The organism is Rahnella aceris, from assembly GCF_011684115.1.
Lineage (GTDB): Bacteria > Pseudomonadota > Gammaproteobacteria > Enterobacterales > Enterobacteriaceae > Rahnella > Rahnella aceris.
Genome location: NZ_JAADJV010000001.1, coordinates 1,528,487 through 1,555,171, shown reverse-complemented (window position 1 = coordinate 1,555,171; position 26,685 = coordinate 1,528,487). Strand labels below are relative to the sequence as shown.

At 54.4% G+C, this 26,685-nt stretch carries 26 protein-coding genes; 20 read left to right on the top strand and 6 right to left on the bottom strand.

Annotated features, from left to right (window positions below):
• Positions 1–4: 4 nt before the first annotated feature.
• From GW591_RS06945 to GW591_RS06915, 7 genes are all read left to right on the top strand, one after another.
• On the top strand, positions 5–889 hold the full coding sequence (locus tag GW591_RS06945) for an ABC transporter substrate-binding protein (RefSeq protein WP_119261693.1): 885 nt from the start codon (positions 5–7) through the stop codon (positions 887–889).
• Positions 886–2,430 carry an HAL/PAL/TAL family ammonia-lyase gene (locus tag GW591_RS06940; protein ID WP_112198449.1) on the top strand — a complete coding sequence of 515 codons (1,545 nt, stop codon included), beginning with the start codon at positions 886–888 and terminating at the stop codon, positions 2,428–2,430. The genes GW591_RS06945 and GW591_RS06940 overlap by 4 nt, the downstream gene beginning before the upstream one ends.
• Positions 2,427–3,629, top strand: a complete 1,203-nt coding sequence (locus GW591_RS06935; protein ID WP_013575671.1) for a CaiB/BaiF CoA transferase family protein — start codon at positions 2,427–2,429, stop codon at positions 3,627–3,629. Before GW591_RS06940 ends, GW591_RS06935 begins: the two co-directional genes overlap by 4 nt.
• 15 nt (positions 3,630–3,644) lie before the next feature.
• Complete coding sequence (locus GW591_RS06930) at positions 3,645–4,538, top strand: 3-hydroxyacyl-CoA dehydrogenase family protein (RefSeq protein WP_112198448.1); 894 nt, start codon at positions 3,645–3,647, stop codon at positions 4,536–4,538.
• A complete protein-coding gene (locus tag GW591_RS06925) occupies positions 4,535–5,305 on the top strand; it encodes an enoyl-CoA hydratase (RefSeq protein WP_013575669.1) in 771 nt (256 codons plus the stop codon). Before GW591_RS06930 ends, GW591_RS06925 begins: the two co-directional genes overlap by 4 nt.
• A gap of 69 nt (positions 5,306–5,374) precedes the next feature.
• On the top strand, positions 5,375–6,124 hold the full coding sequence (gene hutC / locus GW591_RS06920) for a histidine utilization repressor (protein WP_015689984.1): 750 nt from the start codon (positions 5,375–5,377) through the stop codon (positions 6,122–6,124).
• Between the two features lie 99 nt (positions 6,125–6,223).
• Complete coding sequence (locus GW591_RS06915; protein ID WP_013575667.1) at positions 6,224–7,282, top strand: NAD(P)-dependent alcohol dehydrogenase; 1,059 nt, start codon at positions 6,224–6,226, stop codon at positions 7,280–7,282.
• Between the two features lie 60 nt (positions 7,283–7,342).
• On the opposite strand, the gene GW591_RS06910 is transcribed toward GW591_RS06915, so the two are convergent.
• Together GW591_RS06910 and GW591_RS06905 are read right to left on the bottom strand one after the other, a co-directional pair.
• Positions 7,343–8,269, bottom strand: coding sequence for a DMT family transporter (locus tag GW591_RS06910; protein ID WP_119261689.1), 927 nt, complete (start codon positions 8,267–8,269; stop codon positions 7,343–7,345).
• Positions 8,266–8,853: a TetR/AcrR family transcriptional regulator gene (locus tag GW591_RS06905; protein ID WP_166860392.1), complete on the bottom strand. Its 588-nt coding sequence runs from the start codon at positions 8,851–8,853 to the stop codon at positions 8,266–8,268. Before GW591_RS06905 ends, GW591_RS06910 begins: the two co-directional genes overlap by 4 nt.
• 206 nt (positions 8,854–9,059) lie before the next feature.
• Between GW591_RS06905 and GW591_RS06900 the strand changes: the two genes are divergently transcribed.
• Positions 9,060–9,491 (top strand): CopD family protein, encoded by a 432-nt coding sequence (locus GW591_RS06900; protein WP_134705671.1) that lies wholly within the window; start codon positions 9,060–9,062, stop codon positions 9,489–9,491.
• Positions 9,492–9,538: 47 nt separating this feature from the next.
• Here GW591_RS06900 and GW591_RS06895 read toward each other — a convergent pair whose 3' ends face one another.
• Together GW591_RS06895 and yahO are read right to left on the bottom strand one after the other, a co-directional pair.
• Positions 9,539–9,685, bottom strand: coding sequence for a hypothetical protein (locus GW591_RS06895; protein ID WP_013575663.1), 147 nt, complete (start codon positions 9,683–9,685; stop codon positions 9,539–9,541).
• A 70-nt stretch (positions 9,686–9,755) separates the two neighbouring features.
• Complete coding sequence (yahO, locus tag GW591_RS06890) at positions 9,756–10,034, bottom strand: DUF1471 family periplasmic protein YahO (RefSeq protein ID WP_013575662.1); 279 nt, start codon at positions 10,032–10,034, stop codon at positions 9,756–9,758.
• Between the two features lie 494 nt (positions 10,035–10,528).
• On the opposite strand from yahO, the gene gntK reads away from it, so the two are divergent.
• The 10 genes from gntK (at position 10,529) to efeB (ending at position 21,871) form a co-directional block, all read left to right on the top strand.
• Positions 10,529–11,068, top strand: a complete 540-nt coding sequence (gene gntK / locus GW591_RS06885) for a gluconokinase (protein WP_015689980.1) — start codon at positions 10,529–10,531, stop codon at positions 11,066–11,068.
• Entirely contained in the window at positions 11,065–12,402 is a 1,338-nt protein-coding gene (gene gntU / locus GW591_RS06880) for a gluconate transporter (protein WP_166860390.1), read from the top strand. The genes gntK and gntU overlap by 4 nt, the downstream gene beginning before the upstream one ends.
• 16 nt (positions 12,403–12,418) lie before the next feature.
• Positions 12,419–14,233, top strand: coding sequence for a phosphogluconate dehydratase (gene edd / locus GW591_RS06875; protein ID WP_166860388.1), 1,815 nt, complete (start codon positions 12,419–12,421; stop codon positions 14,231–14,233).
• 27 nt (positions 14,234–14,260) lie between these two features.
• Complete coding sequence (locus GW591_RS06870; protein WP_112198389.1) at positions 14,261–14,899, top strand: bifunctional 4-hydroxy-2-oxoglutarate aldolase/2-dehydro-3-deoxy-phosphogluconate aldolase; 639 nt, start codon at positions 14,261–14,263, stop codon at positions 14,897–14,899.
• Between the two features lie 191 nt (positions 14,900–15,090).
• A complete protein-coding gene (locus GW591_RS06865) occupies positions 15,091–16,251 on the top strand; it encodes a ceramide glucosyltransferase (RefSeq protein WP_112198390.1) in 1,161 nt (386 codons plus the stop codon).
• A gap of 7 nt (positions 16,252–16,258) precedes the next feature.
• A complete protein-coding gene (locus tag GW591_RS06860; protein ID WP_166860386.1) occupies positions 16,259–16,828 on the top strand; it encodes a DedA family protein in 570 nt (189 codons plus the stop codon).
• Entirely contained in the window at positions 16,825–17,502 is a 678-nt protein-coding gene (locus tag GW591_RS06855; RefSeq protein ID WP_166860384.1) for a glycosyltransferase family 2 protein, read from the top strand. Before GW591_RS06860 ends, GW591_RS06855 begins: the two co-directional genes overlap by 4 nt.
• A 227-nt stretch (positions 17,503–17,729) precedes the next feature.
• Positions 17,730–19,358, top strand: coding sequence for an iron uptake transporter permease EfeU (efeU, locus tag GW591_RS06850; protein WP_121019288.1), 1,629 nt, complete (start codon positions 17,730–17,732; stop codon positions 19,356–19,358).
• A 14-nt stretch (positions 19,359–19,372) separates the two neighbouring features.
• Positions 19,373–20,596 (top strand): iron uptake system protein EfeO, encoded by a 1,224-nt coding sequence (gene efeO / locus GW591_RS06845; protein WP_119261686.1) that lies wholly within the window; start codon positions 19,373–19,375, stop codon positions 20,594–20,596.
• A gap of 3 nt (positions 20,597–20,599) precedes the next feature.
• The gene (gene efeB / locus GW591_RS06840) at positions 20,600–21,871 is read left to right on the top strand and encodes an iron uptake transporter deferrochelatase/peroxidase subunit (RefSeq protein ID WP_015689974.1); all 1,272 of its coding nucleotides are present in this window, start codon (positions 20,600–20,602) and stop codon (positions 21,869–21,871) included.
• 168 nt (positions 21,872–22,039) lie between these two features.
• Here the strand turns inward: efeB and GW591_RS06835 are convergent, their stop codons facing one another.
• A complete protein-coding gene (locus GW591_RS06835; RefSeq protein WP_013575652.1) occupies positions 22,040–22,492 on the bottom strand; it encodes a GNAT family N-acetyltransferase in 453 nt (150 codons plus the stop codon).
• A 793-nt stretch (positions 22,493–23,285) separates the two neighbouring features.
• Between GW591_RS06835 and GW591_RS06830 the strand changes: the two genes are divergently transcribed.
• Positions 23,286–23,561, top strand: a complete 276-nt coding sequence (locus GW591_RS06830; RefSeq protein ID WP_013575650.1) for a hypothetical protein — start codon at positions 23,286–23,288, stop codon at positions 23,559–23,561.
• Positions 23,562–24,160: 599 nt separating this feature from the next.
• On the opposite strand, the gene GW591_RS06825 is transcribed toward GW591_RS06830, so the two are convergent.
• Positions 24,161–25,570 (bottom strand): MFS transporter, encoded by a 1,410-nt coding sequence (locus tag GW591_RS06825; RefSeq protein ID WP_166860382.1) that lies wholly within the window; start codon positions 25,568–25,570, stop codon positions 24,161–24,163.
• A 94-nt stretch (positions 25,571–25,664) separates the two neighbouring features.
• On the opposite strand from GW591_RS06825, the gene GW591_RS06820 reads away from it, so the two are divergent.
• On the top strand, positions 25,665–26,369 hold the full coding sequence (locus tag GW591_RS06820; RefSeq protein WP_015689970.1) for an ArsR/SmtB family transcription factor: 705 nt from the start codon (positions 25,665–25,667) through the stop codon (positions 26,367–26,369).
• Positions 26,370–26,685 lie beyond the last annotated feature (316 nt).

Genomic DNA, 26,685 nt, shown 5'->3' with positions numbered 1-26,685 from the left:
AAAAATGAAATTGAAAAATCTGCTCGCCGTTGCCCTGTTTTCTGCTGCCGTCGTGCACGCCCCTGCCGCTTTCTCCGCTGAGACGGGTGGCACCATTATTATCGGTTCGGCGGACTTCCCGGAAAGCCAGCTGATTGCCACTATTTATCAGCAGGCGCTGGCGGCGAAAAACGTCAAGGTGGAAACCAAACTTAATATCGGCAGCCGTGAGGTGTATATGCCTGCGCTGCTTGACGGCTCAATCAACCTGATCCCGGAATACAGCGGTGCCACGCTGAGTTATCTCGACGAAAAAACCCAGGCGCATTCTGCTGAAGATGTGGCGGCGGCGCTGGCGAAAGCGCTGCCTGAGAAAATCAAAATGCTGGATATTTCATCAGCGCAGGACAGCGATGTGCTGGCAGTGACTGAAAAAACTGCCAAAAAATACAATTTGAAAGATATCAGTGACCTGGCGCCGGTGGCGAAAACGCTGGTACTGGGTGGTCCGGCTGAATGGAAAACCCGTCGTGAAGGTGTGAAAGGGCTGAACGAAGTCTACGGCCTGACCTTTAAGAACTTCAAAGTGCTCGACGTCGCGGGTCCGCTGACGCTGTCAGCACTGACCAACAATCAGATTCAGGTCGCGGATATGACCTCAACCGATCCGGCGATGAAAACCAAGAATCTGGTGGCACTGGAAGATTCCAAACACTTATTCCCGGCGCAAAACATTGTGCCGCTGATTGCAAAAGACAAAGCCAGCGAGGTGGTTGAAACCACGCTGAACAATGTGTCCAGGCAACTGACCACCAGCGATTTGATCGTGATGAACGGCAAACTGGCGAATTTCGAAAGCGTGGATGCTGTGGCAAAAGAGTGGCTGACCGGGCACGGGCTGAATAAATGATGACGCGCACTGTCATCTTGGGCACGGCGGAAACCTCCGTCCGTGACATCGCCGATATCGCTTACGGGGCGCAGGTGCTGCCGGACCCGTCAGCATCGGACGCCATGCTGATCGTGCACGAGAAAATCAGGCAGGCGATTGATAACAATAAAGTGATTTACGGCCTGACCACCGGCGTGGGCGACCTGGTCACTCAGCGCCTGTCGCCGGAGCAAATTTCCGACGTGCAACTCAATATGCTGAAAAGCCATGCCTGCGGTACAGGGCCGGTTCTGGCGCAGCATGAAGTGCGGGCGATGATGGCGGTGATGATGAAATCCCTGTTGCAGGGATTCAGCGGCGTCAGCCCGGCGCTGGTGCAGACGATGGCCGATATGCTCAATAAGGGGGTGACGCCGTGGTCACCCGCCAAAGGGTCGGTCGGCTATCTGATTGCCACCGCACATATCGGGCTGTCAGTGTTCGGCTATGGAAAATCGTTCTATCAGGGCGAACTGTTACCGGCACGGGAAGCCCTGGAACGGGCGGGGATTGCCGTGCGCATTCCCGGCCCGCGCGAAGGCCATGCACTGGTCAGCGGTACGTATGAAATCACTGCGCTGGGTTGTCTGGCGGCGGAAACTTTCCGCGAATTGCTGCCGGTGGCGGATGCCGCGGGTGGCATGAGTCTGGAAGTGCTGAAGGGAAACATCCGCGGGTATGACGCCCGCCTTCATGCGCTGCGCCCGCACGACGGTCAGCAGGAAACCGCGCGGATTTTGCGCAGTTTACTGCGTGACAGTGAGATCCTCGATAAATACCGTGATTTTCGCGTGCAGGACGCGCTGAGCCTGCGCTGTATTCCGCAAATGCACGGCGCGGCGCGGGATGTGCTGAGTTATTGCCTGAAAACGCTGACCACGGAAGTGAATTCTGTCACGGATAATCCGGTGTTTATGGTCGAAGACGGCGAGCTGAATGTACTGCCGGGGGGCAACGGGCACGGTGCGCCGGTGGCGCTGTGTCTGGATGCGCTGGCGATTGCCATTGCGCAACTCAGCACCGGTTCGCAGGCCCGTTCTGACCGCCTGACGAACAGCCATCTCAGCGGATTGCCGGCTTTTCTGGTGGCCAATGGCGGGGCGCATTCAGGGATGATGATCCCGCCGTATGCAGCGGCCGCGCTGGCAGGGGAAAACCGTGCGCTGGCAGCACCGGCCAGTGTGCATACCGTGTCCACCTGTGCCGGACAGGAAGATCACATTTCCATGGGCGTGACGGCGGCACGCAATGCTATTGATGCCGTTGAAAATGCCATTGATATCGTGGCGATAGAAATCCTGTGTGCCACGCAGGCGGTGGAATTCCACCGGCCACTGCGCGCCTCGGCGGGCACGGAAACCGTGCTGTCTCTGGTGCGTGAGCAGGTGGCCTTCCGGCAGAGTGACGAGGAAATGTATCCGGATATGCTGGCCATCCGCCAGCTCATCAAACAGGGCGATATCTTGCGCGCGCTGACACCTTTGATTTTCGCAGACACCGTTGAGGGAGAAACCGCATGAGTGTATCAGCGACATCCCGGCCGCTGGAAGGGATCAAAGTGCTCGACCTTTCCCGCGTGCTGGCCGGGCCTTACTGCGCTTCGCTGCTCAATGATTTGGGTGCGGAAGTGATCAAAATTGAAATGCCGGGTAAAGGCGACGATTCCCGTGATTTCACTCCGCATGTTAATGGCGAAAGCACCTATTTCATGCTGCTTAATCACGGCAAAAAAAGCCTGACGCTGAACCTCAAATCACCGCAAGGCCGGGCCGTGCTGGAGCAACTGATCGAAAGTGCGGATGTGCTGGTGGAAAATTTCCGGCCCGGTGTGACCACCCGCCTGGGCATTGATTATGACGCCGTAAAGAAGATCAATCCGAAGCTGGTGTATGCGAGTATTTCCGGTTTTGGGCAGCAGGGACCGCTGGCGCATAAAGCCGCTTACGATCATGTGATCCAGGCGATGGGCGGCATTATGCAGGTCACCGGCTGGGCGAACGGCGAACCGACGCGGGTGGGGGATGCGATTGGTGATGTGGTGTCGGGTCTGTACTGTTCGTGGGGCATTCTGGCGGCATTGCTGCAACGGGGCATTACCGGCCTCGGGCAACATGTGGATGTCGCGATGCTTGATGCGATGGTGTCGATGCAAATGGTCTCGCTGACACAACTGCTGGGCGGTATGCCGCTGGCCGGGCGACTGGGCAATGCACATCCGATCAGCGCCCCCATGGACAGCTACCGTGCGGCAGACGGTTATCTGGTGATTGCCGTCGCCAATGACAGCCTGTTCCTCCGTCTGGCACAGGCCATTGGCAAACCGGAAATCGTACAGGATGCGCGCTTTGCGACGGATCCGCAGCGCCTGAAACATCAGTACGAATTACGGGTGCTGATTGAAGAGTGGTTGCACGACAAAACGGTGGCCGGGGCGCTCGCCCTGCTCGATGCCGGTGGTATTCCCGCCGCACCGGTCTGGGGGCTGGATGAACTGCTGCAAAGCCCGCATGCCGCCGAACGCGGATTACTGCATCAGGTGATGCATCCGGTCGCCGGTGAAATCAGTATCTTACCGCAGCCCGTGAAGCTGAGCGGCATGAACCAGCTACCCGATTTAATGCCGCCACAGCTTGGCGAGCACACCCGCGCCATTCTCAGTGCACAACTGGGGCTGTCTTCGCAGGAGATGGACACACTTGCGCAACAGGGCGTCATTTAACCGGAGGCAGATAATATGGAACCAACGCAGGTTGCAGTCATTGGCGCGGGCACGATGGGCGCGAGGATTGCTGCGGTATTTGCCGCCAGCGGCTTTAAGGTGGCGCTTTATTCACGCACTGAAAACTCGCTGCACAATGCGGCCAAAGTGATCGACAGTATCGACGCCGGGCTGACGGCGTCGGTCACGTTTACGACGTCCATGGCGGAATGTCTGAAAGGCGCGAAGATTGTTTCGGAGAATATCGCTGAGGTGCTGGCGCTTAAGCAGCAGATTTTCCAGGAGATCGAAAAACATGTCAGCGACGACTGTCTGCTGACCACCAACACCTCCAGCGTCCCGGTCGGGCAGATTGCCAGCGTACTGGCGGTGCCGTCGCGCTTTATCGGCCTGCACTGGTTTAATCCGGCGGATGTGATGCCGATGGTGGAAATTGTCTGCGGACCGCAAACCCATGAAAATACGCGTCAGCAGGCCGATGCGCTTTGTCAGCAACTGGGTAAACAGACGGTGACCATTCATAAAGAAGCGCCGGGTTTTATCGTCAACCGGTTGCAATACGCCATGCTGCGTGAGGCGTTGCATCTGGTCACAGCCGGAATTGCCAGCATCGAAGACGTGGACTTCGCTGTACAAAGTACGCTCGCCCCGCGCTGGTCGGCGATGGGGCCGCTGAAGCTGATGGATTTTGCCGGACTGGACACGGTGAAAAATGTCGCCGCGATATTACTGCCAGCCTTATCGCGCGACGAGGAGCTGCCGCCGTGGTTGCTGGCGCAAATTGAGCAGGGCAATCTGGGCACCAAAACCGGCGCCGGGTTTTATCCGTGGACGGCGCAGGCTATTGAAGAAGGTCTCGCGCACCGAAACGCCACAATCCTTGCCATCAGCGGGATGCAAAAACCATGAGCGAACTTATCCGCTGTGAACGTCATCAGGGCGTGGCGCATATCATTCTTAACCGGCCGGAAAAACTTAATGCGCTGAGTGCAGAAATGCTGACGCAATTGCTGGAGAAAATGCGCGAACTGGACGGTGATAAACAGATCCGCGCGATGGTGATTTCCGGCTCCGCGCGTGCGTTTGCTGCGGGTGCCGATACCGGCACGCTGGCCACCGCCTCAGCGATAGCCCTTTACACCAGCGGTTTCAGTGAAAAGTGGGATCAGATTGCCGCCATTGAAACGCCGGTTGTCGCGGCGTTATCCGGTTATGCACTGGGCGGCGGGCTGGAACTGGCGTTGCTGTGCGATATCGTGATTGCCGATGACACGGCCATCATCGGGCTGCCGGAAACGCACATCGGGATTATCCCCGGCGCGGGTGGCACGCAGCGGCTGGTTAAATCGGTGGGGAAATCACTGGCGATGGAAATCATCCTCGCCGGGCGAAAAATCACCGCCACAGAAGCGCTGGCCGCCGGACTGATCAGCCGTGTCACCACGCCGGAAACGTTAACGGAACAGGCGTTAAAGATTGCGCAGAATATTTCCCGTGCCGCACCGCTCGCCGTTAAGATGGCCAAAAAAGCCGTGCTGGCGAGTTTCGATATGGGCTTAACGGCGGGCATCAGTTATGAACGTTCGTTGTCGGCCCTGATTGCGGCCAGTGACGACCGCAGCGAAGGCATGCGTGCACTGGCGGCGAAAGAGCAGGCGGCGTTTACCGGCAAATAACGTCCGGTAAATAACGTCCGGTGAAATACGCCAGCCGCCGTGCGCCGTGCGACATACAAGGCAGGAATGATGTCATCAAACAGAACGCTATCAGAAGTCATTGCGGATGCCGGAGACGAGCCTTCTCCGCTGTATAAGCAGGTGAAACAGGGGATCATTAATCAGATCCTGCACGGACACTGGCAACCGCATCAGCGCGTGCCGTCAGAAAGTGAACTGGTCGCCGAGCTGGGGTTCAGCCGGATGACCATAAACCGGGCACTGCGCGAGTTAACCACGGAGGGCTATCTGCTGCGTTTGCAGGGCGTCGGCACCTTTGTCAATGAAATGAAAGCGTTCACGCCGATGCTGGAAGTGAATAACATTTCTGACGAAATTAAGAGCCGCGGGCACTTTCATACCTCCCGCGTGTTGCAACTGGGTAAGCAAATTGCCGGTGACAGCATGGCGATGAAATTTATGCTGCTGCCCGGCGTGGTGTTGTTTCATTCGGTGATTGTGCATTACGAAAATGACATTCCGGTGCAACTGGAAGACCGGCTGGTGAATCCGGACATCGCCCCCTTGTATTTACACCAGGATTTCACTAAAACCACGCCTTTCGCCTATCTGACCCAACTGGCACCGCTGACGGCGGGCGAACATACCATTGAAGCGGTGATGGCCAGCCACGACGAACAGCGCCTGCTGAATATTCATCAGACCGAGCCGTGCCTGCAAACCCTGCGCCGCACCTGGCATCATGAAAAAGTGGTGACCTGCGCACGGTTGTTGTATCCGGGCGGGCGCTACAAAATGTTTGGCAGCTTTAAGAAATAAACTGAACAGGATCAGGCAAGGATTCAGGAGGACTGTGGCTTGTGACTTCGGCGGTAAATTCTATAGTTAACGGGTCATTAACGACTCAGGAGTTTACTGATGAAAACTGTTGGATTTGCTGCTTACGATCCTAAAAAACCGCTGGCGCCGTTTACGTTTGAACGCCGCGGCCTGCGTGATAACGATGTCGCAATGGAAATTCTGTATTGCGGCGTTTGCCATTCCGATTTACATACCGCAAGAAATGACTGGGGCTGGAGCTATTATCCGATTGTTCCCGGCCATGAAATCGTCGGACGTGTCACCAGTATCGGTAAAGGCGTCACCCGCTACAAACCGGGCGATCATGTTGCCGTCGGTTGCATGGTAGACAGTTGTCAGGAATGCGATCAGTGTAAAAAAGGTGAAGAACAGTTGTGCCGCGAAGGTAACACCGGGACTTACGCCGGTTATGATCGTTTCACCAAAGAGCCGACGCAGGGCGGATACTCCAAGCATTTAGTGGTGCGCGAGGAGTTTTGTCTGCGTATGCCGGAAGGGTTAGATCTCTCCAAAGCCGCGCCGCTGCTGTGCGCCGGTATCACCACCTGGTCGCCGCTGAAAACCTGGAACGTCGGGCCGGGCAGCCGTGTGGGCGTGATTGGTCTGGGCGGTCTGGGCCATATGGCGGTCAAACTGGCGGTCGGTCTGGGTGCAGATGTTACGGTGGTGAGCCGTTCAAATGCCAAAGAAGCCGATGCGCTGGAATTAGGTGCAAGCCGTCTGCTGGTCAGCGCCGACAGTGACGCGATGGCGCAGGCACACGATCATTTTGATTTGATCATCGATACCGTGCCGGTCAAACATGACGTCACGCCGTACCTGCCGTTGCTGGATGTGGACGGTACGCTGGTGCTGGTCGGGCAGGTCGGGCCGATGGAAGAATTCAACACCGTACCGCTGTTGTTAGGCCGTCGTCGCGTGGCCGGTTCGCCAATCGGCGGCATCCGTGAAACGCAGGAAATGCTCGACTTCTGTGCTGAGAAAAACATTCTGCCGGATTGTGAAATGATCCGCATGGATGAAATTAACGAAGCGTTTGAGCGTATGGAAAAAGCCGATGTGCGCTATCGTTTTGTGATTGATATGGCTTCCCTGACCGCGCCTGCGGCGGTGTAATCTGCCGCAGCAATGAAGACAAAAATGGCTCCTGCGGGTACTCCTGCGGGAGCCATTTTTTCAGGCAGAAACCGGTAAGGTTGCGCGTCTTTTCAGCGGCACGGTGATAAAAATCAGGCAGGCAACCACCAGCCCGATACCTGTCCAGCCCAGCGGCGGCAGGCGTTCGCCCACAATCACCACCGCCAGCACGGCGGCGACCGCCGGTTCCAGCAGGGTGATGGTGGTGGCCATGCTGGCCGGAATGCGTGCCAGGGCATAACCAAAACAGACATAACCGACAAACATCGGGATAAGCGCCATGTACGCGCCGACCGCGGCGTTATTCCATGACGCCAGAAGGGGCGCGCCGGTCACCCACAGCACCGGCATCAGCAGTAAACCGCCCAGCCCGAACGTGGCGCCCATTGCTGCGCGGGAAGGGACGCCGCGCTGCATTAAATGACGCGCCGCCCAGGCATAAAGCGCGTAGGTCAGTCCGGCAATCAGCCCGAGTACCACACCGGCTATCGCGTGGTCGCCCTGACCGGCGGTGGAGTGACTGCCACTTTCACCGACGCAAAGTAACACCATACCCGCCACGCCAATGGCGGCGCCGGTCATCCAGCGGCGGGTGAGACGTTGTCCGTCGAGATAATATTCAATCAGTGCGGATAACAGCGGCGCAGAACCGAGGGAAATCACGGTACCGACCGTGACGCCCGCCAGGTGCATCGAGGCGTAAAACGCCAGCGGATAAACTGCGACCGCCAGTGCGCCGGTAAATAACATGCGTGCGTTGTTCACCAGAGTTACCCGGCTGGTGACTATCCTTCTGGCGGAAATCAGCGCCTGCAACAATCCGCCCAGCCCCATGGCCACTGCGCCGATCGCCAGCGGGCTGACGTCGGGCGCAAATGTCGCCGCCGTGCCGGTCGATCCCCACAGAACGGAAGCAAATACCACGGCGAGTACGCCCGTCATGCGTTCACGAGGCGTTATCGTCATGGCGCCTCCATCATTGAGGTCGCCATGTCCATCGCCTGACGGACACATTGACCGTTGCCTTCCAGACCTGCACGCGAAATCGCGCCTTCCAGTAAAAATGAAAAATGCCGCGCCATCAGGCGGGCTTTGGCCTCGTCAGTGGGGAACAGTTCGAGAAGATGCGCAGTCACGATAGCTTCAACATGTTCTTTATGCCCGCGCACGGCCTGCCTGCCGGGCGCTCCGGCGGGCAGTTCGGCGGCGGCATTCAGTAACCCGCAGCCACGAAAGCCGTGTTCATAGGCAAATTCAGCGTGATCGTCATACGCCTGAAACACGGCGAGCACTTTTTCTTTCGGTGTTTTAGCTTTTTCAACACGCCGGGCGTACAGCTCCAGCCATTCGTCATGACGTATTTCAATGTACGTCGCGACCAGTTCGGCCTTGGATTCGAAATTGTTGTAGAGGCTTTTTTTGGCGACACCGGCACGTTTGATGATTGCGTCAATCCCGGTCGCAGCAATGCCGTTGTTATAAAACAGAACCCGGGCGGCACCGAGAAGCCGGTCGCGGGCGCTTTCAGGAGAGGAGTCTGTGGTGGACATCTTTTTTACTCGTGTTGTTCATCTTGCTTGTAGGTATACCAGTCTACCTACTCAATGTAAACACCGGCTGAGAATAAGAAAAAGTGACGACTTAACCGTGCCTTTCGTGTGGGAAACCGCCATAATCCGCTAAAAGTTGTGGAGAGACAGCAGGTTGAGGTCATCTGCGGCAGGCAGAATTATTGTTAACTTCCGGAGGGATAAAAATGCTTCATGAATGGCTCAACGCCTTGCACGTGATTGCGGGCGTATTGTGGATTGGCGGCATGCTGGCGATGGCGCTGGTATCGATGGCCTGTTCGCGGACATCCGGTACTGCGGGAAGTGCAGGGCAGACGTTGTTACTGGAAACCGTGCGCAAATGGACGCGCAGTGTCACCAGCCCGGCGATGATCCTGTTGTGGGTGGCGGGCATCGTGATGATCGTCAGTTATGGCAAATTCCCCCATGCCTGGCTGCTGATAAAAATGGTGGTGGTGCTGGTTCTCTCCGCGCTGCACGGGCTGCTTTCCGGCGATTTACGTCGTCGCGCCACCGGTCAGCCGGTGAAAGATTTCGCGCTGGTGCGCAACGCCAGCGCGGTAATTATTGTCGGTGTGATCCTCATTGGTATTTTGGCGATAATCAGGCCTTTCTGACATCCGGTTTCCCGCAAAACTCAATCCACGTGAAAGCGTGGATTTTTTTATGACTCGCCGTTCACCAGCGCAATCAGGGTGCAGGGCACCGGCGGAATATTGCCTTCCTTTAAAATTGTCAGCGAATGGTTTTCGCGCACGGCAAACGATCCCAGCCCGATAATAACCAGCATCAGCGGAGCCGACAGCAGCATAATCGTCCATTAAAAAGCCCGCAAATTTGCAGGCTTCTTTTTATTGCTTATTGTGCAGAAAACAAAATACTTATTTTTTCTTATAAACGTCAGCAGTACCGTGAATTTTATTGTTGGTATTACCGGAGGTTAATACAAATACATCGCCGCCTTTTTTATCGGCTTTCTTAGAAAGATCTTCAATGGCGCCGGACTGCGAGGTTTTATTTGAGGTGGTCACAGAGCCGACTTTGGTATACTCAGAAGCCACTTTTTCAAAATCTATTTTCTTCATTAATTCAGCAGAATAAGTGCTGAAAGAGACACAGCCCATCACAGCCACTGCCAGCAGAGCTTTAGATATTTTCATGTAATCCTCAGATTTTAAATTGCCCAGTAAATTGAAGGAAAGTAATAGAAAGCTGTTTATTTAGTGAAACCCTGTTAATCAATAACTCACTGTTTAAAAGAGTGAGTTATCACTGCCATTTAGTAATAGACAAGGAAGTCAATAATTACAAGGAGGGAAGAAAAAATTAAGCAACCGGTGCGGTTTTTAGTCTTTTGTGCCGGAGGTTTTGTACACAGTAATAGCAATCACATACTTTTCGTTTCGCCTGCGCATGTTATCCATCTGTTAACCCCCGTCCGAAATATGTTTCATTGCTAATAATTAACTTTGAAGCAGATCACATTTATGCTTTTCCCCTGCACGGGCAGATTGTCACGCGTGAAAAAGCCTCTGATAATGTTACCGATAACATGTTACCGGTAACATTGCGGATAAACATGAACAGTGTGGACATAACGAATAAAACCACTGACCCGTCTTTCGCGTTTTTTAACCAGTCGAGGAGCGCAACCGTGAACAATGATCAGAACCGAATTTATGTGTTTATGGGCGTATCAGGCAGCGGAAAATCAGCCGTCGCCAACGCCGTGGCACACCAGCTTTCCGCCGGTTTTCTTGACGGCGATTTCTTACATCCCCGCAGTAATATCCTGAAAATGGCCGCCGGTGACGCCCTCAATGATGACGACCGCGCGCCGTGGCTGGCCGCCCTCAATGATGCCGCGTTTGCCATGCAGCGTACCAATAATGTGTCGGTCATCATCTGCTCGGCATTGAAAAAACGTTACCGCGATCGTCTGCGCGCAGGTAACGCCAACCTGTCTTTCATCTATTTACAGGGTGAATTCCCGGTCATCGAAGAACGCATGGCCGCACGCAAAGGGCACTTTTTTAAATCGCAGATGCTGATCTCACAGTTTGCAGCACTCGAACAACCTGGCGCTGAAGAAAGTGACGTGATCACCATCGGCATTCATCAGCCGCTTGATGCGGTGATTGCAGAGACCCTGCAACACATCCGTAGTTTTCAGCAACAGGAGCATTGCGCGTGAATACAGTAACTTTAGTCGGTACTGCAGCAGGCTCCGTGTTGCTGCTGCTTTTTCTGGTGATGAAAGTGCGTATGCACGCGTTCGTCGCGCTGATGCTGGTGTCGATTGCCGCCGGGATTTTCTCCGGCATGCCGGTCAATACCATTGCCGACACCATGCAGAAAGGCATGGGCAGCACGCTGGGTTTTCTGGCGATTGTGGTGGCGCTGGGGGCGATGTTCGGCAAGATCCTGCATGAAGTCGGCGCACTTGACCAAATTGCGGCCCATTTACTGAATCGTTTTGGCAAAAACAAAGCCCATTATGCTCTCGGGATTGCCGGGCTGGTTTGCGCCTTGCCGCTGTTTTTCGATGTGGCGATTGTGCTGCTGATTGGCATCGTGTTCGCGGTGGCGCGCCGTACTGACGGCAACATCGTCAGGCTGGCGATCCCGTTATTTGCCGGTGTCGCGGCAGCGGCGTGTTTCCTGCTTCCGGGGCCGGTCCCGATGCTGCTGGCGTCGCAGATGAATGCCGATTTTGGCTGGATGATCGCCATCGGTCTGGTGGCCGCGATTGCCGGCATGCTGGTCGCCGGTCCGCTGTACGGCAATTTTATCAGCCGTCATGTCAGCTGGCCGATGCCTGTTGAAGAAAATGCCCCGACGCTCAACAAAGATAACCTGCCGTCATTCGGTTTCAGTCTGGCGCTGATTTTGTGTCCGCTGGTGTTGGTGGGAATGAAAACCATCGGCGCACGCTTTGTCACGGCGGGTACGCCATTGCACGACTGGCTGGAGTTTATCGGCCATCCGTTTACCGCCATTCTGATTGCCTGCCTGATTGTCATTTACGGGCTGGCAAAACCACGCGGCATGACCAACGAACAGACGCTGGCCATTTGCTCAGCCGCCGTTCAGCCCGCCGGGATCATCCTGCTGATGACCGGTGCGGGTGGCGTATTCAAACAAATTCTGGTGGATTCCGGCGTCGGCCCGGCCATTGGTGACGCGATGATCGGCACCGGCTTACCGATTGCCGTGGCCTGTTTTGCACTGTCAGCAGTGGTACGGGTGATTCAGGGTTCAGCCACCGTGGCCTGTCTGACCACTGTCGGGCTGGTATTGCCGGTAACCCATCAGATGGGGCTCAACGGCGGTCAGCTGGCCGCACTCGCCATCTGCATTACCGGCGGTTCCATTGTGCTCAGCCACGTGAACGATGCCGGTTTCTGGTTATTCGGCAAGTTCACCGGTGCCAGCGAACTGCAAACGCTGAAAACCTGGACGGTGATGGAAACCCTGCTCGGCACGACTGGCGGGATCATCGGCATGATTGCTTTCACGATGCTTTAAGAAAGGGGACAACATTATGATTAACAACACCGTGGCCCGTGTCACGCAGCGGATCATCAACCGTTCCGCATCCACCCGTGAAGCCTATCTGGCGCGTATGAATGCTGCCCGTTCGCAAACCGTTCACCGCGCGCAACTGGCCTGTGGCAATCTGGCGCATGGCTTTGCCGCCTGTCAGCCGGATGAGAAGAATTCCCTGAAAAATATGGTGCGCAGCGATATCGCCATTATTACCGCCTACAACGACATGCTGTCGGCGCATCAGCCCTACGAGCATTACCCGCAACGCCTGAAAGACGCACTGAAATCGGTGGGTGCGGTCGGTCAGGTGGCGGGCGGCGTACCGGCAATGTGTGACGGTGTCACGCAAGGGCAGGACGGCATGGAGTTGTCGCTGATGAGTCGCGACGTGATTGCCATGTCGGCGGCCATCGGCCTTTCACACAACATGTTCGACGGGGCGTTGTATCTGGGTATCTGCGACAAAATCGTGCCGGGCTTAGTGATGGCGGCGCTGTCATTCGGCCATCTGCCTGCGGTGTTTGTGCCCGCCGGGCCGATGAGTACCGGTTTGCCGAACAAAGAGAAAGTGCGTATCCGTCAGCTTTATACCGAAGGCAAAGTAGACCGTCAGGCATTACTGGAAGCGGAAGCCGCGTCGTATCACGGCATCGGCACCTGTACATTTTACGGCACCGCCAACACCAATCAGATGGTGATGGAAGTGATGGGGCTGCATCTGCCGGGTGCATCGTTTGTGCCGCCGGATTGCGCGCTGCGTGATGCACTGACCGACTCGGCAGCACGTCAGGTCACCCGTCTGGCCGAAACCACCGGCAACTATCAGCCGCTCAGTCAGATGGTGAATGAGAAAACCGTGGTGAACGGCATTGTTGCGCTGTTAGCCACCGGCGGTTCCACCAATCTGACCATGCACATGGTCGCTATGGCGCGTGCGGCAGGCATTGTCATCAACTGGGATGACTTCTCTGAGTTGTCCGATGCGGTGCCTTCGTTATGCCGTATCTACCCGAACGGCCCGGCGGATATCAACCAGTTTCAGGCGGCGGGCGGCGTGCAACTGGTAGTGCGCGAATTGCTGAAAAATGGCCTGTTACATCAGGATGTCAACACCGTGGCTGGTTTCGGATTAGACCGTTACACGCAGGAGCCGTGGCTGGAAAACGGCGAACTGGCATGGCGCGAAGGCGCAGAGCATTCGCTCGACACAAACGTCATTGCCAGCGTGCAACAGCCGTTTGAGCATCACGGCGGCACAAAAGTGTTGTCGGGTAATCTCGGGCGTGCGGTGATGAAAACCTCGGCGGTGCCTGCGGATAATCAGATTATCGAAGCCCCTGCGGTGGTATTTGAAAGCCAGCATGACATTGTTCCGGCATTCGAGGCCGGTAAGCTGAACCGCGATTGTGTGGTGGTGGTGCGTTTTCAGGGGCCGCAGGCCAATGGCATGCCTGAGCTGCATAAACTGATGCCGCCGCTTGGCGTATTAATGGATCGCGGATTCCGTGTCGCACTGGTCACCGACGGTCGTTTGTCCGGCGCTTCCGGCAAAGTGCCTTCTGCTATCCACGTGACGCCGGAGGCTTTCAGCGGCGGCATGTTAGCAAAAGTGCGTGACGGCGACATTATTCGCGTCAACGGGCGAACCGGCGAACTCGAATTGCGTGTTGATGCTGACGAACTGGCTGAACGAAAAGCGTATCAGCCTGATCTGAGCGCAGAACATATCGGTTGTGGCCGTGAGCTGTTCAGTGCCTTGCGCAGCCAGCTTTCCGGCGCGGAACAGGGCGCCTGCTGCATTACTTTTTAATTTATCGAAACGGATGAGAAGACAAGAATGAAAAACTGGAAAACAAGCGCAGAACACATTCTGACGGCGGGGCCGGTTGTGCCGGTCATCGTTATCAATAAACTGGAACAGGCGGTTCCGCTGGCGAAAGCGCTGGTGGCCGGTGGTGTTCGTGTGCTGGAAGTGACGCTACGTACCGCCTGTGCGATGGACGCCATTCGTGCCATTGCCAGCGATGTGCCGGAGGCGATTTTGGGCGCGGGTACTGTGCTGAATGCGCAGCAACTGCAAGATGTCACCGACGCTGGCGCACAGTTTGCCATCAGTCCGGGGCTGACAGACGAATTGCTTGCCGCCGCGACCGCCGGTTCCATTCCGCTGATCCCGGGTATCAGTACCGTTTCTGAACTGATGCTGGGTCTGGATCACGGTCTGCGCGAATTCAAATTCTTCCCGGCGGAAGCTAACGGCGGGGTGAAAGCATTGCAGGCGATCGGTGGTCCGTTCCCGCAGGTGCGTTTTTGCCCGACAGGCGGGATTTCACTGGCGAATTACCGCGATTATCTGGCGCTGAAAAGTGTGCTGTGCATCGGCGGATCCTGGCTGGTGCCAGCCGATGCGCTGGAAAGCGGTGATTACGATCGTATTACTGCACTTGCCCGCGAAGCTGTGGCAGGGGCGAAATAGGTTTTAGCCGTTCGAAATAATAGCGATAAAAACCCACGTGAGTACGGATGCCCGTACTCACTCCTTTATTTCTTCCGCAGTGCCCCGTTTCCCCTTTAAGAATTCCTTAACGTAACGCCTGTAGGATGGCGTTTTGACTGCCGGAAGTCTGGAATTCTCATCGCAGATATTTTGAATGAAGGGGCATCGTCATGGTATTGAACACCGCAGTGATCGCCGCACTGGGCAGTGTACTGATCACCCTCCAGTTTTCCTCTCTGTTGATCGCCTGGTGGCGAATGCGCCGCGGTATCCTGCGCGATGAAGCGCATGAAACCTCGGAATTTATCGTGCTGGTCAGGCCTTTGTGCGGATATAACGCCTTTGAAGAGGAAACACTGCGCTCCAGTTTTTATCAGGACTATCCCGCTTACGAAATTGTGTTCTGCGTGGCGTCACGCTTTGATCCGGTGATCCCGCTGGTGGAAAAGCTGATGGCTGAATTCCCTGATAAGCCTGCACGCCTGCTGACTGGCGATGACAAAATATCCGCCAATCCGAAGGTGAACAATCTTAATAAAGCCTGGAGTCATACCACCGCAGGCGTGGTGGCCATGGCAGACAGCAACCTGTTGTTACCGCCGGATTATCTGCGTTCACTGATGAATACCTTTGACAGTCAAACCGGACTGGTGAGTTCTCCGGCAGTCGGGATGATCCCGGAGAATTTCTGGGGTGCCGTGGAAGCCGCCATGCTGAACACGCATCAGGCGCGCTGGCAGTATTTGTCGGATTTTCTCGGTAACGGCTTTGCGCAGGGGAAAACGTTGTGCTGGCGGCGCGAGGTGCTTGATAATGGCGGCGGAATGGCGGCACTGGGTAGTGAGCTGGCGGAAGATGTCGCCTCAACCAAACTGGTGCGCCGCGCCGGGCTGAAAGTCCGTTTACCCGCACAGCCTTTTGCGCAGCCCATCGGGCATCGCAGTCTGGAAGCGGTCTGGAGCAGACAACTGCGCTGGGCGCGTATCCGCCGTGCCGGTTTTTTCTGGCTGTTTGTGCCTGAAATTATCATTGGTTTCTTGCCCGTGCTGGCGGCGGTGCTGTGGCTGACTGCCCGCGGTGATTTGCCACTGTTTGCTCTGCCGGTGCTTTTTGTGCTGTGGTATGGCGGTGAATGGGGGCTGGCCAAAGCGCTCGGCTGGCCGCATCAGCTGAGAGATATTCTGGCAATGTGCATCCGCGATATCCTGCTGCCCGCCTTGTGGTTATGGTGCTGGACCGGGCGCGGCTTTACGTGGCGGGGCACTGTTTTAGGTGAAAGGCACGTAGATAAAAAACACCCCGCATCTGCCAGCCAGCCGTCGGGGAAATAAGGACAGTATGTTTTCTCTTGAAACACTCGAAACGCTTATCAGAGCCCACGGCCTGCTGATCATGACGCCGCTGGCTATCCTTGAAGGGCCGGTAGTGACGGTGATTGCAGGCTACTTCGTTCGTCTCGGCTATTTCAGTTTGTCCGCCATGTTGACCGTGGTGATGGTCGGGGAAGTGCTCGGGGATATTATTTTTTACTCGCTCGGGCGCTGGGTGATCAAAGCTGACGGCCAACCGCCCGCCTGGCTGGCCCGTCTCGGGCTGACCCAGCCGCGACTGGAAAAAATGGTGAAAAGTTTTGACCGCAAAGGCGGGCGGTTGCTGGTGCTGGCCAAACTGACTCATTCCGCTGGCGCACTGGTGCTGACCGGCGCGGGCATGGCGCGCATGCCGCTGGTGCCTTTTCTGTTCTATAACATCATCGCGGCTGTTCCCAAGAGCCTGTTTCTTCTGGGTATCGGCTGGATGTTCGGCGATATCATCGCACAGGTGAACAACTGGATAGCCTGGGTATCCCTGGGTTTGTTCATCCTGCTGGCCGTCACCGGTGTTATCTGGCTTAAGTCTAAACAATGATCACGGTGAGTTGCATTATTCCGGCACACAATGAGGGCAGCCGCATCGGCAGGGTGCTGGATGTGGTGCAGAACCATCCTTTACTGCGGGAGATTATCGTGGTGGATGATGGCTCCGCCGATAACACCGCACAAATCGCGCAGGGTAAGAACGTCAGGGTGATCAGCCTGCCTGAAAATCGCGGTAAAAGTTATGCCGTTGCCGAAGGCATTGCCGCAGCAACGGGCAGCCATCTGCTGATGCTGGATGCGGATCTTGTCGGGCTGAGTTATGACGATATAACCGCGCTCATCAGGCCGGTGATGGCGCATCAGGCGGAGGTCTCGATAAGCCTGAGGGGCAACAGCCCGTGGATCTGGCGGTTTATCGGGCTGGATTATATTTCCGGTGAACGGGTGTTTGCGCGCGAGTTAGTCGCGCAGCATCTCGCAGCCATCCGCCGGTTACCGCATTTCGGGCTGGAAGTCTGGATTAATCAGCAGTGGATTGCCGCCGGATTGCGCGTGCAGGTCGTTAGCTGGCAGGGCGTTATCAGCCCGTATAAAGCCGCTAAAATGGGCTGGTTGCGCGGATTAAAGGCCGATGTGTCGATGATGCGCGATATATTCCGTACCATCAGTTTGCGTGAATCCGTGCGGCAAATTATCTGTCTTAAGCGCAAAAGTCAGGTCTGAACAGGACAGAATATCAGTCAGCATTTTCTGTACTGTTGTCAGCCAGCGGCTATTTTTTAGTGAATTTTTTATTTGGTTACAAATAAACCACGCTTTACATCATATTCATATTTCTCCAGCACTCTGTTGCAAATCCTCATACTCCATTTCTTCCCTGGCGTTCAGTCAACTGATATCAATTATCATTAATGATTTGATAATGCGTCTTGTTGCCTGGAGTTTGCCCTTTGTTAGCCACATTTATTATCGGTCTTCGTGAAGGTCTGGAAGCGGCGCTTATCGTCGGGATCATTGCGGCATTCTTACGCAAAAACGGTAAAAGCCTTTTCGCGATGTGGATGGGCGTCGGGCTGGCGCTGATGCTTTCGGTGATGGTCGGCGTGGCGCTGGAGATGACCGAACGCGCGTTACCGCAGGCAAGTCAGGAAGGAATGGAGTCGGTGATCGGCCTGATCGCTGTTTTCTTTGTCACTGGCATGATCATGTGGATGAACACCCACGCTCACACCATGAAAAATGAGCTGGAAAGCGAAGCCGCGCAGGCGATAAGCCAGTCAGGCGCCCGGGCGCTGGCGAGTATGGCTTTTCTCGCCGTGCTGAAAGAAGGCTTTGAAACCAGCGTGTTTCTGCTCGCCACATTCTCGGTAGCGCAGTCAGCCATGTGGGCGGCGGCCGGCGCGGTAACCGGCCTGCTGGTGGCGGTGGGCATCGGCTGTGGCATTTATTTCGGCGGCATCCGCATCAATCTCTCGCGCTTTTTCCGCTTCACGGGGTTGTTCCTGATCCTGGTCGCAGGCGGATTAATCATTAACGCGTTGCTGACAGCACACGAAGCGGGCTGGCTGAATATCGGGCAGCAGCGCGTGGCGGATCTCGCCTGGCTGGTGCCGCCGGGCACTGTCCGCTCAGCGCTGATTACCGGCGTGCTGGGCATTCCGCCGGATCCGAACCTGATCCAGACTGTCGCCTGGCTGCTCTACATTGTCATTGTGTCGCTGCTGATTTACTGGCCTGCACACCGCCGTCCCTCCGCGATTAACGGTGCGCGGCTGCGGCTGGCATTTGCCGGTGTGATGGTCGTGTCAGCAGTGGGATTGCGCCTTTTTTACCCAAACTACACACTGCAACTGCCTGCCAGCGCACCGCTGGTAAGTAATGACACCCGGAACACCGCACCGGCGGGTGAGGTAAAACTGTTGTCTGATACGAACGGCTATCAGCTGAATGTGACGCCTGCGGACGGCAACGTGAGGGTGACCGTTCTGCCCGCCAGCGCCGCCATTGCCGGTCATCATGGCGGCCTGCAAACCCGCGAATGGCAAACCAAATCTCGCTTTACGCCTGCGGATGCGCCTGCCGTTCTGACGCTTGATCAACTGGTGGCATTCTATGGCAACCGTATTCCCATTGGTCTGAATCCGGCGATGCATCCGGGGCCTTATCAGGCGCAGTGGTCGGTCAGTTGCACTGTTCAGGCCTCTGTGGCGCAGGGCGTGTTGCTGGGGGCCAGTGCCCGGGCAGATGAGCTGATCACGCTTTCCGGCAGCGGCCTGCAATCCCCGCGAACCATCACCGTTCGTCATCCGACGGCGGCCGCTTCAGCCTGCAACTGGCAGGTGAGCGGGGCGTATCAGCAGACCGTTTCTGATGCCCTGCAACAACTGCAAATCGCACAAGATACCTACCGTTTCTGGGCATATATGTTGCCGGTCATTCTGGCCGCGCTGGCCCTGATTTTTGTTTTCTCAGCACGACGGGTTCTCCTGAAACACCGTAATGAAAGGCTGGCCGCTGCGGGTGAATACAGCCTGTCATTCGGTTCTCAACTACACACCAATTTGCCAAAAAATAAATAAAGGAAATGAAATTCATGCGTAAACCGAATTTTAAGAAAAAAGAATCTCTGATGACCACGGCGGGCCTGGCGGCGTTGCTGATGTTTTCAGTGGAAGCACCGGCTGATGCGGCGCAGGCAGCGGTAAAAAATGGCGTTTCACAAGTGAATATCACCATGACCGGAGACAACGGCGGTACGTGTGTGGTTGACCATAATTCAGCGAAAGCGGGGCCGGTGACGTTCAATGTGGTGAACAAAACGGCAACCGCCATCACGGAATTAGAGCTGCTGAGCAATGATCGTATTCTGGGCGAAAAAGAGAATCTGGCACCCGGCCTGCCGACGGTGAAATTCACCCTGACTCTCGACGGCGGCAAATATCAAATCTATTGTCCGGGCGCGCAACATGAAATGACCGACTTTACCGTCACCGGCAAAAGCGCCACACAACCTGCGGGCAGCGCCGGGACCATTCTGGCGCAGGGTACCAAAGATTACGCCACTTATGTGAATGGCGTGGTGGATGCGATGGTGGTCGGTGTGAACCGCCTGAAAGCGGATATTGATGCGGGAGATCTTGCTACAGCGAAAGCCGATTACGCGAAAGCGCGTCCTTTCTACGAACGTATTGAATCTGATGTGAGCGGGTTTGTATTGCCGGGCTTCAAAGCGACGGACAACGCCGGTAACCTCGATTATCTGATCGACATGCGTGCGTCTAACCTTGACCCGAAAGCAGGCTGGCATGGATTCCACGCCATTGAGCGTGACCTGTTCGGTCAGGGTAAAATCACGAATGAAACCAAACAGCTGGCTGCCGAATTACAGAAAAACGTCGCACAGCTCGACACCCTGACCAAAGCGCTGACTTACAAACCTGAAGATCTGGCGAACGGTGCCGCAGATCTGCTGGAAGAAGTGCAGAACACCAAAATCAACGGTGAGGAAGAAGCCTTCAGCCACTTCGATCTGGTTGATTTCGCGGGTAACGTAGAAGGTGCGCAACAGGCGTTCGCTTACCTGCAACCGGGGCTGGAAAAAATCGATCCGGCGCTGACCAGACAGGTTGCCGCGCAGTTCGCTGCCGTGCACGTTATGCTGGAAACCTATCGTGATCCTTCAGTCCCCGGCGGTTACAAATATTACACCGCAGAACTGAAAGCCTCTGATGCTGCTAAATTGAGCCGTACTATTCAGGCGTTGCAAGAACCCCTGTCTAAGATTGGTGAGAAAGTCGCGGCGAATAAAGGAGCCTGAGGAATGAGCGATAAACACCAACCGGCCAGGGAGGCCGGTAAGTTCTCCCGGCGTGATTTGCTCAAAGGTGCAGTGGCGGGCGCAAGTGCGCTGGCCATTCCTGCGGTCAGCCATGCGCACGGACAGACCGCCGCCCGTGACCCGGAAGATAAGGTCGATCTTTCACGTGAACACCTTTTTTACGGCACCGGCGGCCAGGCGGGGATCAGCACGCAGCCTCAGCGCCACATCATGTACATGACGTTTGATCTCACCACCACCAGCCGTCAGGATTTGCAGGTGTTGCTGGCGCGCTGGTCATCGGCGATTGCCCAACTGATGAAAGGTGGCACCATCGGTCAGATTGAGCCTCTGCGTAACAGTGGCGTCGGAATGGATACCGGCGAGGCGTTAGATCTGGGTCCGGCGTCACTGACCGTCACCGTTGGCCTCGGCCCGCGCGTGTTCAGCGAAACCTTTGGACTGGTGAAACAAAAACCGTTGCTGATGCGTGAACTGATGCAGCTCCCGAGCGATGACTTACAACCTGAAGTGACCGGCGGTGACCTCTCGCTTCAGGCCTGTGCGGATGATCCGCAGGTGGCCTATCACGCCATTCGTGATTTGGCGCGTATCGCCAAAAGTACCGGCGCTGCGCAGACCCGCTGGACGGTCATGGGCTTTGGCCGTGCGTCAGCCGGTAAAGGCCAGTCCACACCGCGCAATTTATTCGGCTTTAAAGACGGCACCCGCAACATCACCGAAAAAGCAGATTTTGACAAATATGTCTGGATCAACGATGGCGGTCCTGCGTGGCAGCAGCAGGGCACCTATCAGGTGGTACGCAAAATCAAGATGCACATTGAAAGCTGGGATACTGACCGCGTCAGCGACCAGAACAATGTGTTCGGCCGCCATAAAGTCTCCGGCGCGCCGCTGACCGGCACCAGAGAGTTTGATACGCCGGACTTTAAGAAAACGGCTGCGGACGGCAACTTAATTATTCCGGCCACTGCGCATATCAGCCTGGCCGCGCATGAAAATAATGGGGGGATTAAAATCCTGCGTCGTTCATATAACTACACGGACGGACTGAATAATATGGCCCAGCTCGATGCCGGTTTGTTATTCATCAGCTATCAGAAAGATCCGGCGCAGTTTGAAGCGCTTCAGAACCGTTTAGGCGCATCCGACGCGATGAATGAATATATTTCACATATCGGATCGGGTATTTTCTTCGTACCACCGGCACCGAAGGAAGGCGAGTATATTGGTGCTGATATGTTTAAGGTGTAAGCCCGCCGGAAGCACATACACTAAAAACCAGGCCAGCGCATTTGCTGGCTTTTTTGGCGTTATGCCGGGGGAGCGCCCTCGTTGTCATCTGAAAACCTTTACGTTCGCTTCCCGCGCATAATCGCGCGGAGCTTTGTGCCAGGCGGACGTCAGATCCGCTAGATACAATCAGCGCAATGGCTTTGAGAAACAGACAGCTTCAGTCCTGCCTATGTATGGGCCGTAATTCTCAATACGGATATAACCATTTTTCTCGTAGAAATTTACAGCCCGATAGTTCATGTGTCGGGTTTCCAGCCTAAGTTCTGTATATCCCATCTCTTTTGCAGATTTTTCAAGAAAAGTGAGTAAGGCACCGCCAATCCCTGACACACTTCGGTCTGAAAACATTCTTTTAAGCTCGGCGATATTTTGCGTTAATGGCCGTATAGCACCGCATCCTATAGCTTTGCCATGAGAATTCTTTGCTAATGCCCATAAAGCTTTGTCATCACTCATTGCTTCAACGGTGAAATTGCTTTTGCCATTATCACCAGTAATAGCGGCAAGTTCTGCTGACAGCATTTCGATTAAGCGATGAGATTCTGAAGAAAATGGATCTGATTTCTCTACTGTTATCATGGTTATACCCTGCAGGATGAGTGTGACCAACATAAAGCATTCTGTTAAGGAAAGCATCAGCCAAAACGGGGGATGGGACAACACTGTTTCCAAACTATCCCGAGGGTATCATGCCTGCTGCTCGCTCAACGTTGCCTGTCATGCCTGCTTAAAAAACAGGCTTAACGTAGGGTGTTGTCCGTTTTCCAGGCAGGCCCTACAAGAGCAGAGTTAGATCATTTGCGTTGAATCTCATAACTGCTGATTTTAAATTCACACGTAATCATTTCCCTTTATGTTTATTAAGTTTTTTTGACAAAGCAATCAATCTCCATATTGAATTTAGCTTTTACAATAACTGGAAGAACGGGTTGGAAAAAGATTATTTAACTGCCCACATAAACAATACATAAACAAAAAATAAAAATCGAAAAGAAATCACCTGCTCAACAACAATAAAAAAGTTGAAAGGAAATATAGTATTACATTATTAAATAAAGATATTACAAGTCGGTTGCTATATTTATTTTGCAAGATCATTAGGCATTCTTTTACCAGAAATAATAACCCCAACTTTTGACAATGAGGTTTTAATTATGAAAGTAAGTAGAATTGCAGCGTTGTTATTTATCTCCTTTACGGGTTTATCCAGAGCAGCGGAACCACTCCACCACTTCAATACATCTTCTGTTGACCATCTGATTATTCTTGCAGGCGATGGCGGAGCGGGTGGCGACTAAGATCATATAAATCCCATACTGCCAGATCACACGATCTGGCAGTTTTTATAACACGCAGTTGAGGAGACTTCTTTGTGAATATGAATCTTAAATTAGTAGCATTTTTGTTTTGTACTGAGTTTTGCTTGTCGGGTGTAGTACATGCTGAAAATGCGATAACGCCGAACAGTACAGCTACAATCCCTGTGTCAGCAGACCAGGCCAGTTCCCTTAAGGTAGTGACGGTAAAATGCGGGCATTCTGGTAAAGATGGGCAGCCAGGTAAGGATGGTAACAATGGGCAGGGTGGTAAAGGCGGTAAAGGCGGTGCGGCTGGTAAAGGCGGCGCGGCCGTCCCATGTAGCAATTAAGGTAAGCGCTCTCAGGCGAATAGTGTTTTTCCAAAAAGGTGCTGCTTATGCGTCTGAAACTAATCTATATATTTACAGCTCTCGTTTACTTGGCGTCAACATCGTTCGCCCATGCGGACGCATCGTCCAAATGGCCATCAACGCAACACAACGTTAATGGGTTCGTTCTGGTTGATGGTTCTCCCGGGGCAAATGGAGGGGACGGCGGGAACGGATGAACCAAGGTACGTTGCCCAGATGCGAACGAGATTATCAGGAAAATAAACTGCATGGTTCTTTTGCTCCTGTAAGAATCCCGCATAATCGTTCAATCCGCTTTTTAGAGGTTTTCTGTCATACGGATGAAGTGACCTTTAAAGCGAATGTCGCCTTCTCGCTCACAGTTGCCCTCTTTACTGTTAGGGCAACTGAGTGGCAGAAGCGGAAATATAAGTACATTACTGTGCACCAGTTTTGCATAAGTATGTGCTCATCACATCGCGTCAGAAGACTGTACCACTGGTGTATCTGAGCTCCTTGAATGTCCACTCATCGCGCTCGCAAATCACTTAATCAAGCTCACAAGAAAGACGGGGTTCGTCAGCAATCTGACCACGCTTTCACGGCGTATTCTTTTTATGTGTTGAATTCCTGCTTAGGATGATGATCCATAACAGACCGCCGAGCATTGAGAAGGCTATGCCGAGGCAGACGGCAACGTAAATACCCGCAGCGAGAGGTTTTACAGCGCTAAGTAATCCGCCAAAGATGGCGACTCCCAGCGCTGCTCCCGTTTGTCGGCTGGCGTTGAGTACCCCGGCGACAATTCCCGCCTGCTCTTTGACTATTGAGCCCATGACAGCTGCCGTGGCGACCGGTGTAATAACTCCTGCGGCAAGACCGAGAGCCGGAAAGCAAACCGCCACCCGCCAATAGGGTGCATTTTCTCTTAATATCAATAATCCTGCGAATCCGGCGACGTAGAGTCCGCAGCAGCCTGCTATCAGCCAAAAGGGGCCAAACAGGCGGTTAAGTTTTCCGGCGCTAAAACTGCCCAACGTGACCAGCAAGGTCAAGGGAAGAAAAGCGAGACCCGCGTCCAGCGATGACCAGCCGCGCACGGTTTCGAAGTACAGGCTGAGCAGGAAAAACAGCCCGTAAAACACTAACCCTGAAATAAGCGAGACGGTGACCGAGGCCGAAAAATCAGCAAGACGAAATAGCGTCATCGGCAGCATCGGCTGGCTGATTGTGCGCTCGGTAAAGATGAAAAGCCCCCAGGCCATGACCGCCACCAGTAATCCTCCGCAAATCCACGGGTCAAGCCATCCTCGATGGCCCCCTTCAATCAGTACGGCAATAGACGAGCCCAGCGCGATAATGGCGAATAACTGCCCTGCAATGTCCATCGTTCTCTCGTTGGCAGAGATTTTTATCGCAGGAATGCGCGTTGCCAGCACAATCCCGATCAGTGCGATTGGAACATTGACCAGGAAAATACTTCGCCAGCCTAAGAGTTGGATCAGCAATCCGCCAAATAACGGGCCGGCAGCCATCGCAATTCCACCGCATCCGGCCCAGATACCTATGGCTTTAGCGCGCTCCTGAGACTGTGGAAACTCACTGTTTATCAAAGCAAGAGAGGCGGGGACCAGCAAGGCTGCACCGATGCCCTGCAATATCCTCGAAAAGATCATAGAGGACAATGTTGATGAAAAGCCGCATCCCGCCGAAGCAAGTGCAAACAGCAGGAGGCCAGTCAGATAAACGTTTTTTGCCCCCAGTTTGTCACCCAAAGCACCACCGCTGAGCAGCAAACTGGCGAAAGTGACGGTGTAGGAACTGACGACCCATTGTAGTCCGCTAATAGTCGAGTGCAGAGCGGCTGCCAGCGGTGCAAGTGCAACGTTCACAATCGAGGTATCAAGAATCACGATGATGTAACTGATACTGGTTGCAGTTAACAACCATTTTTGAGCCGTAGAAGAGTTGTTCATTGGTAGAGGCAATTGTCCGAATAGGGGATTCATTGACTATACCTTGCGCACGCTAAATAATGGTTCGAGCCGTATCGAACTATCAACTCTCTGGTAAACACTGACTTCACTTTCAATGGCGCGCAGAATGAACCAATTTCATATTTCAGTCGTGGCACATCTCATCGCCGAGCCGGTGCGTTCGATAATGCTAATTAACCTGTCTGGTGGCGAAGCGCTTTCTGCCAGCGCTCTGGCCGAGGCGGCCAGCATTACAGCGCAGACCGCCAGTTTTCATCTCGCAAAACTGCGTGATGGCGGGCTGATTACCGTAGAGTCTGTGGGGCGCTATCGTTATTATCGCTTAGCCGGGCCGCATGTTTCCCAGCTCTTAGAAAATCTGGCCTCTGTCGGGCCAGTCACTTCTCAGTGGCAAACTACACCGAATCCTTCAGCGAAGGCGCTTCGTTTTGCGCGCTGTTGTTACGATCATTTAGCCGGGCAAATCGGCGTGGTCATTTCACAGGGGATGCTCAACCGGGGACTGATTGCCATGCAAGAAGATCGACAGTACGTACTGACTGTTCAGGGGCATCTCTGGTTTGAACAGCAAGGCGTGGAAATCAGTGCAGATCGCGCAGGAAATAACCGAATGTGCCTCGACTGGACCGAGCGACAGTATCACCTCGCAGGACCTCTTGGTTCCGCTCTGCTGGAGGCTTTTATCGCGTGGAAGTGGCTGAACTGCTCGAGTAAATCAAGGGCGTTGAATGTCACCGTGTCGGGGTGGAAAGCCTTAGAGCAACATTTTGGAATTCGCCAGCAGCAAGGGCTCCTCTTTGCGGAAGAATAATGCCCCTTTATTTCCTTTGCCAATAGCGAAAGTAAACGTCTTTGATTTCCACGACCTTGGCTAGCAGCCATGGCTGTTGGGATTTTACATTGCACTGCTGACTTCGATTTCGACAAATCCGAACCAATGCTTTCAGGGCATGAAAGTCTATATCTCGCTCAGAGCCGACGTTTCCAACGTAATGGGCCGGTTTGTGCCAAAAGCCGACGTTGCAGAATTTCGGCATTTGATGCTAGTTAGTATCCTAATTTCTAATCAACCTCTTCATCATAGGAGTGAGTAAATTGAAAATTGATTGGCATAGCTCATTACTGAC

Bases quoted from the DNA above. Each gene is read 5' to 3' on its own strand.
- yahO (WP_013575662.1), bottom strand. From the start codon at position 10,034: ATGAAAATATCTAAAGCTCTGCTGGCAGTGGCTGTGATGGGCTGTGTC.
- GW591_RS06905 (WP_166860392.1), bottom strand. From the start codon at position 8,853: ATGTCCACCACAGACTCCTCTCCTGAAAGCGCCCGCGACCGGCTTCTC.
- GW591_RS06935 (WP_013575671.1), top strand. From the start codon at position 2,427: ATGAGTGTATCAGCGACATCCCGGCCGCTGGAAGGGATCAAAGTGCTC.
- hutC (WP_015689984.1), top strand. From the start codon at position 5,375: ATGTCATCAAACAGAACGCTATCAGAAGTCATTGCGGATGCCGGAGAC.
- GW591_RS06860 (WP_166860386.1), top strand. From the start codon at position 16,259: ATGTTTTCTCTTGAAACACTCGAAACGCTTATCAGAGCCCACGGCCTG.
- edd (WP_166860388.1), top strand. From the start codon at position 12,419: ATGATTAACAACACCGTGGCCCGTGTCACGCAGCGGATCATCAACCGT.
- GW591_RS06855 (WP_166860384.1), top strand. From the start codon at position 16,825: ATGATCACGGTGAGTTGCATTATTCCGGCACACAATGAGGGCAGCCGC.
- GW591_RS06865 (WP_112198390.1), top strand. From the start codon at position 15,091: ATGGTATTGAACACCGCAGTGATCGCCGCACTGGGCAGTGTACTGATC.
- GW591_RS06910 (WP_119261689.1), bottom strand. From the start codon at position 8,269: ATGACGATAACGCCTCGTGAACGCATGACGGGCGTACTCGCCGTGGTA.
- GW591_RS06940 (WP_112198449.1), top strand. From the start codon at position 886: ATGATGACGCGCACTGTCATCTTGGGCACGGCGGAAACCTCCGTCCGT.
- GW591_RS06930 (WP_112198448.1), top strand. From the start codon at position 3,645: ATGGAACCAACGCAGGTTGCAGTCATTGGCGCGGGCACGATGGGCGCG.
- GW591_RS06915 (WP_013575667.1), top strand. From the start codon at position 6,224: ATGAAAACTGTTGGATTTGCTGCTTACGATCCTAAAAAACCGCTGGCG.
- efeB (WP_015689974.1), top strand. From the start codon at position 20,600: ATGAGCGATAAACACCAACCGGCCAGGGAGGCCGGTAAGTTCTCCCGG.
- GW591_RS06925 (WP_013575669.1), top strand. From the start codon at position 4,535: ATGAGCGAACTTATCCGCTGTGAACGTCATCAGGGCGTGGCGCATATC.
- GW591_RS06825 (WP_166860382.1), bottom strand. From the start codon at position 25,570: ATGAATCCCCTATTCGGACAATTGCCTCTACCAATGAACAACTCTTCT.
- GW591_RS06870 (WP_112198389.1), top strand. From the start codon at position 14,261: ATGAAAAACTGGAAAACAAGCGCAGAACACATTCTGACGGCGGGGCCG.
- efeO (WP_119261686.1), top strand. From the start codon at position 19,373: ATGCGTAAACCGAATTTTAAGAAAAAAGAATCTCTGATGACCACGGCG.
- GW591_RS06835 (WP_013575652.1), bottom strand. From the start codon at position 22,492: ATGATAACAGTAGAGAAATCAGATCCATTTTCTTCAGAATCTCATCGC.
- GW591_RS06820 (WP_015689970.1), top strand. From the start codon at position 25,665: ATGAACCAATTTCATATTTCAGTCGTGGCACATCTCATCGCCGAGCCG.
- GW591_RS06945 (WP_119261693.1), top strand. From the start codon at position 5: ATGAAATTGAAAAATCTGCTCGCCGTTGCCCTGTTTTCTGCTGCCGTC.
- GW591_RS06900 (WP_134705671.1), top strand. From the start codon at position 9,060: ATGCTTCATGAATGGCTCAACGCCTTGCACGTGATTGCGGGCGTATTG.
- GW591_RS06895 (WP_013575663.1), bottom strand. From the start codon at position 9,685: ATGCTGCTGTCGGCTCCGCTGATGCTGGTTATTATCGGGCTGGGATCG.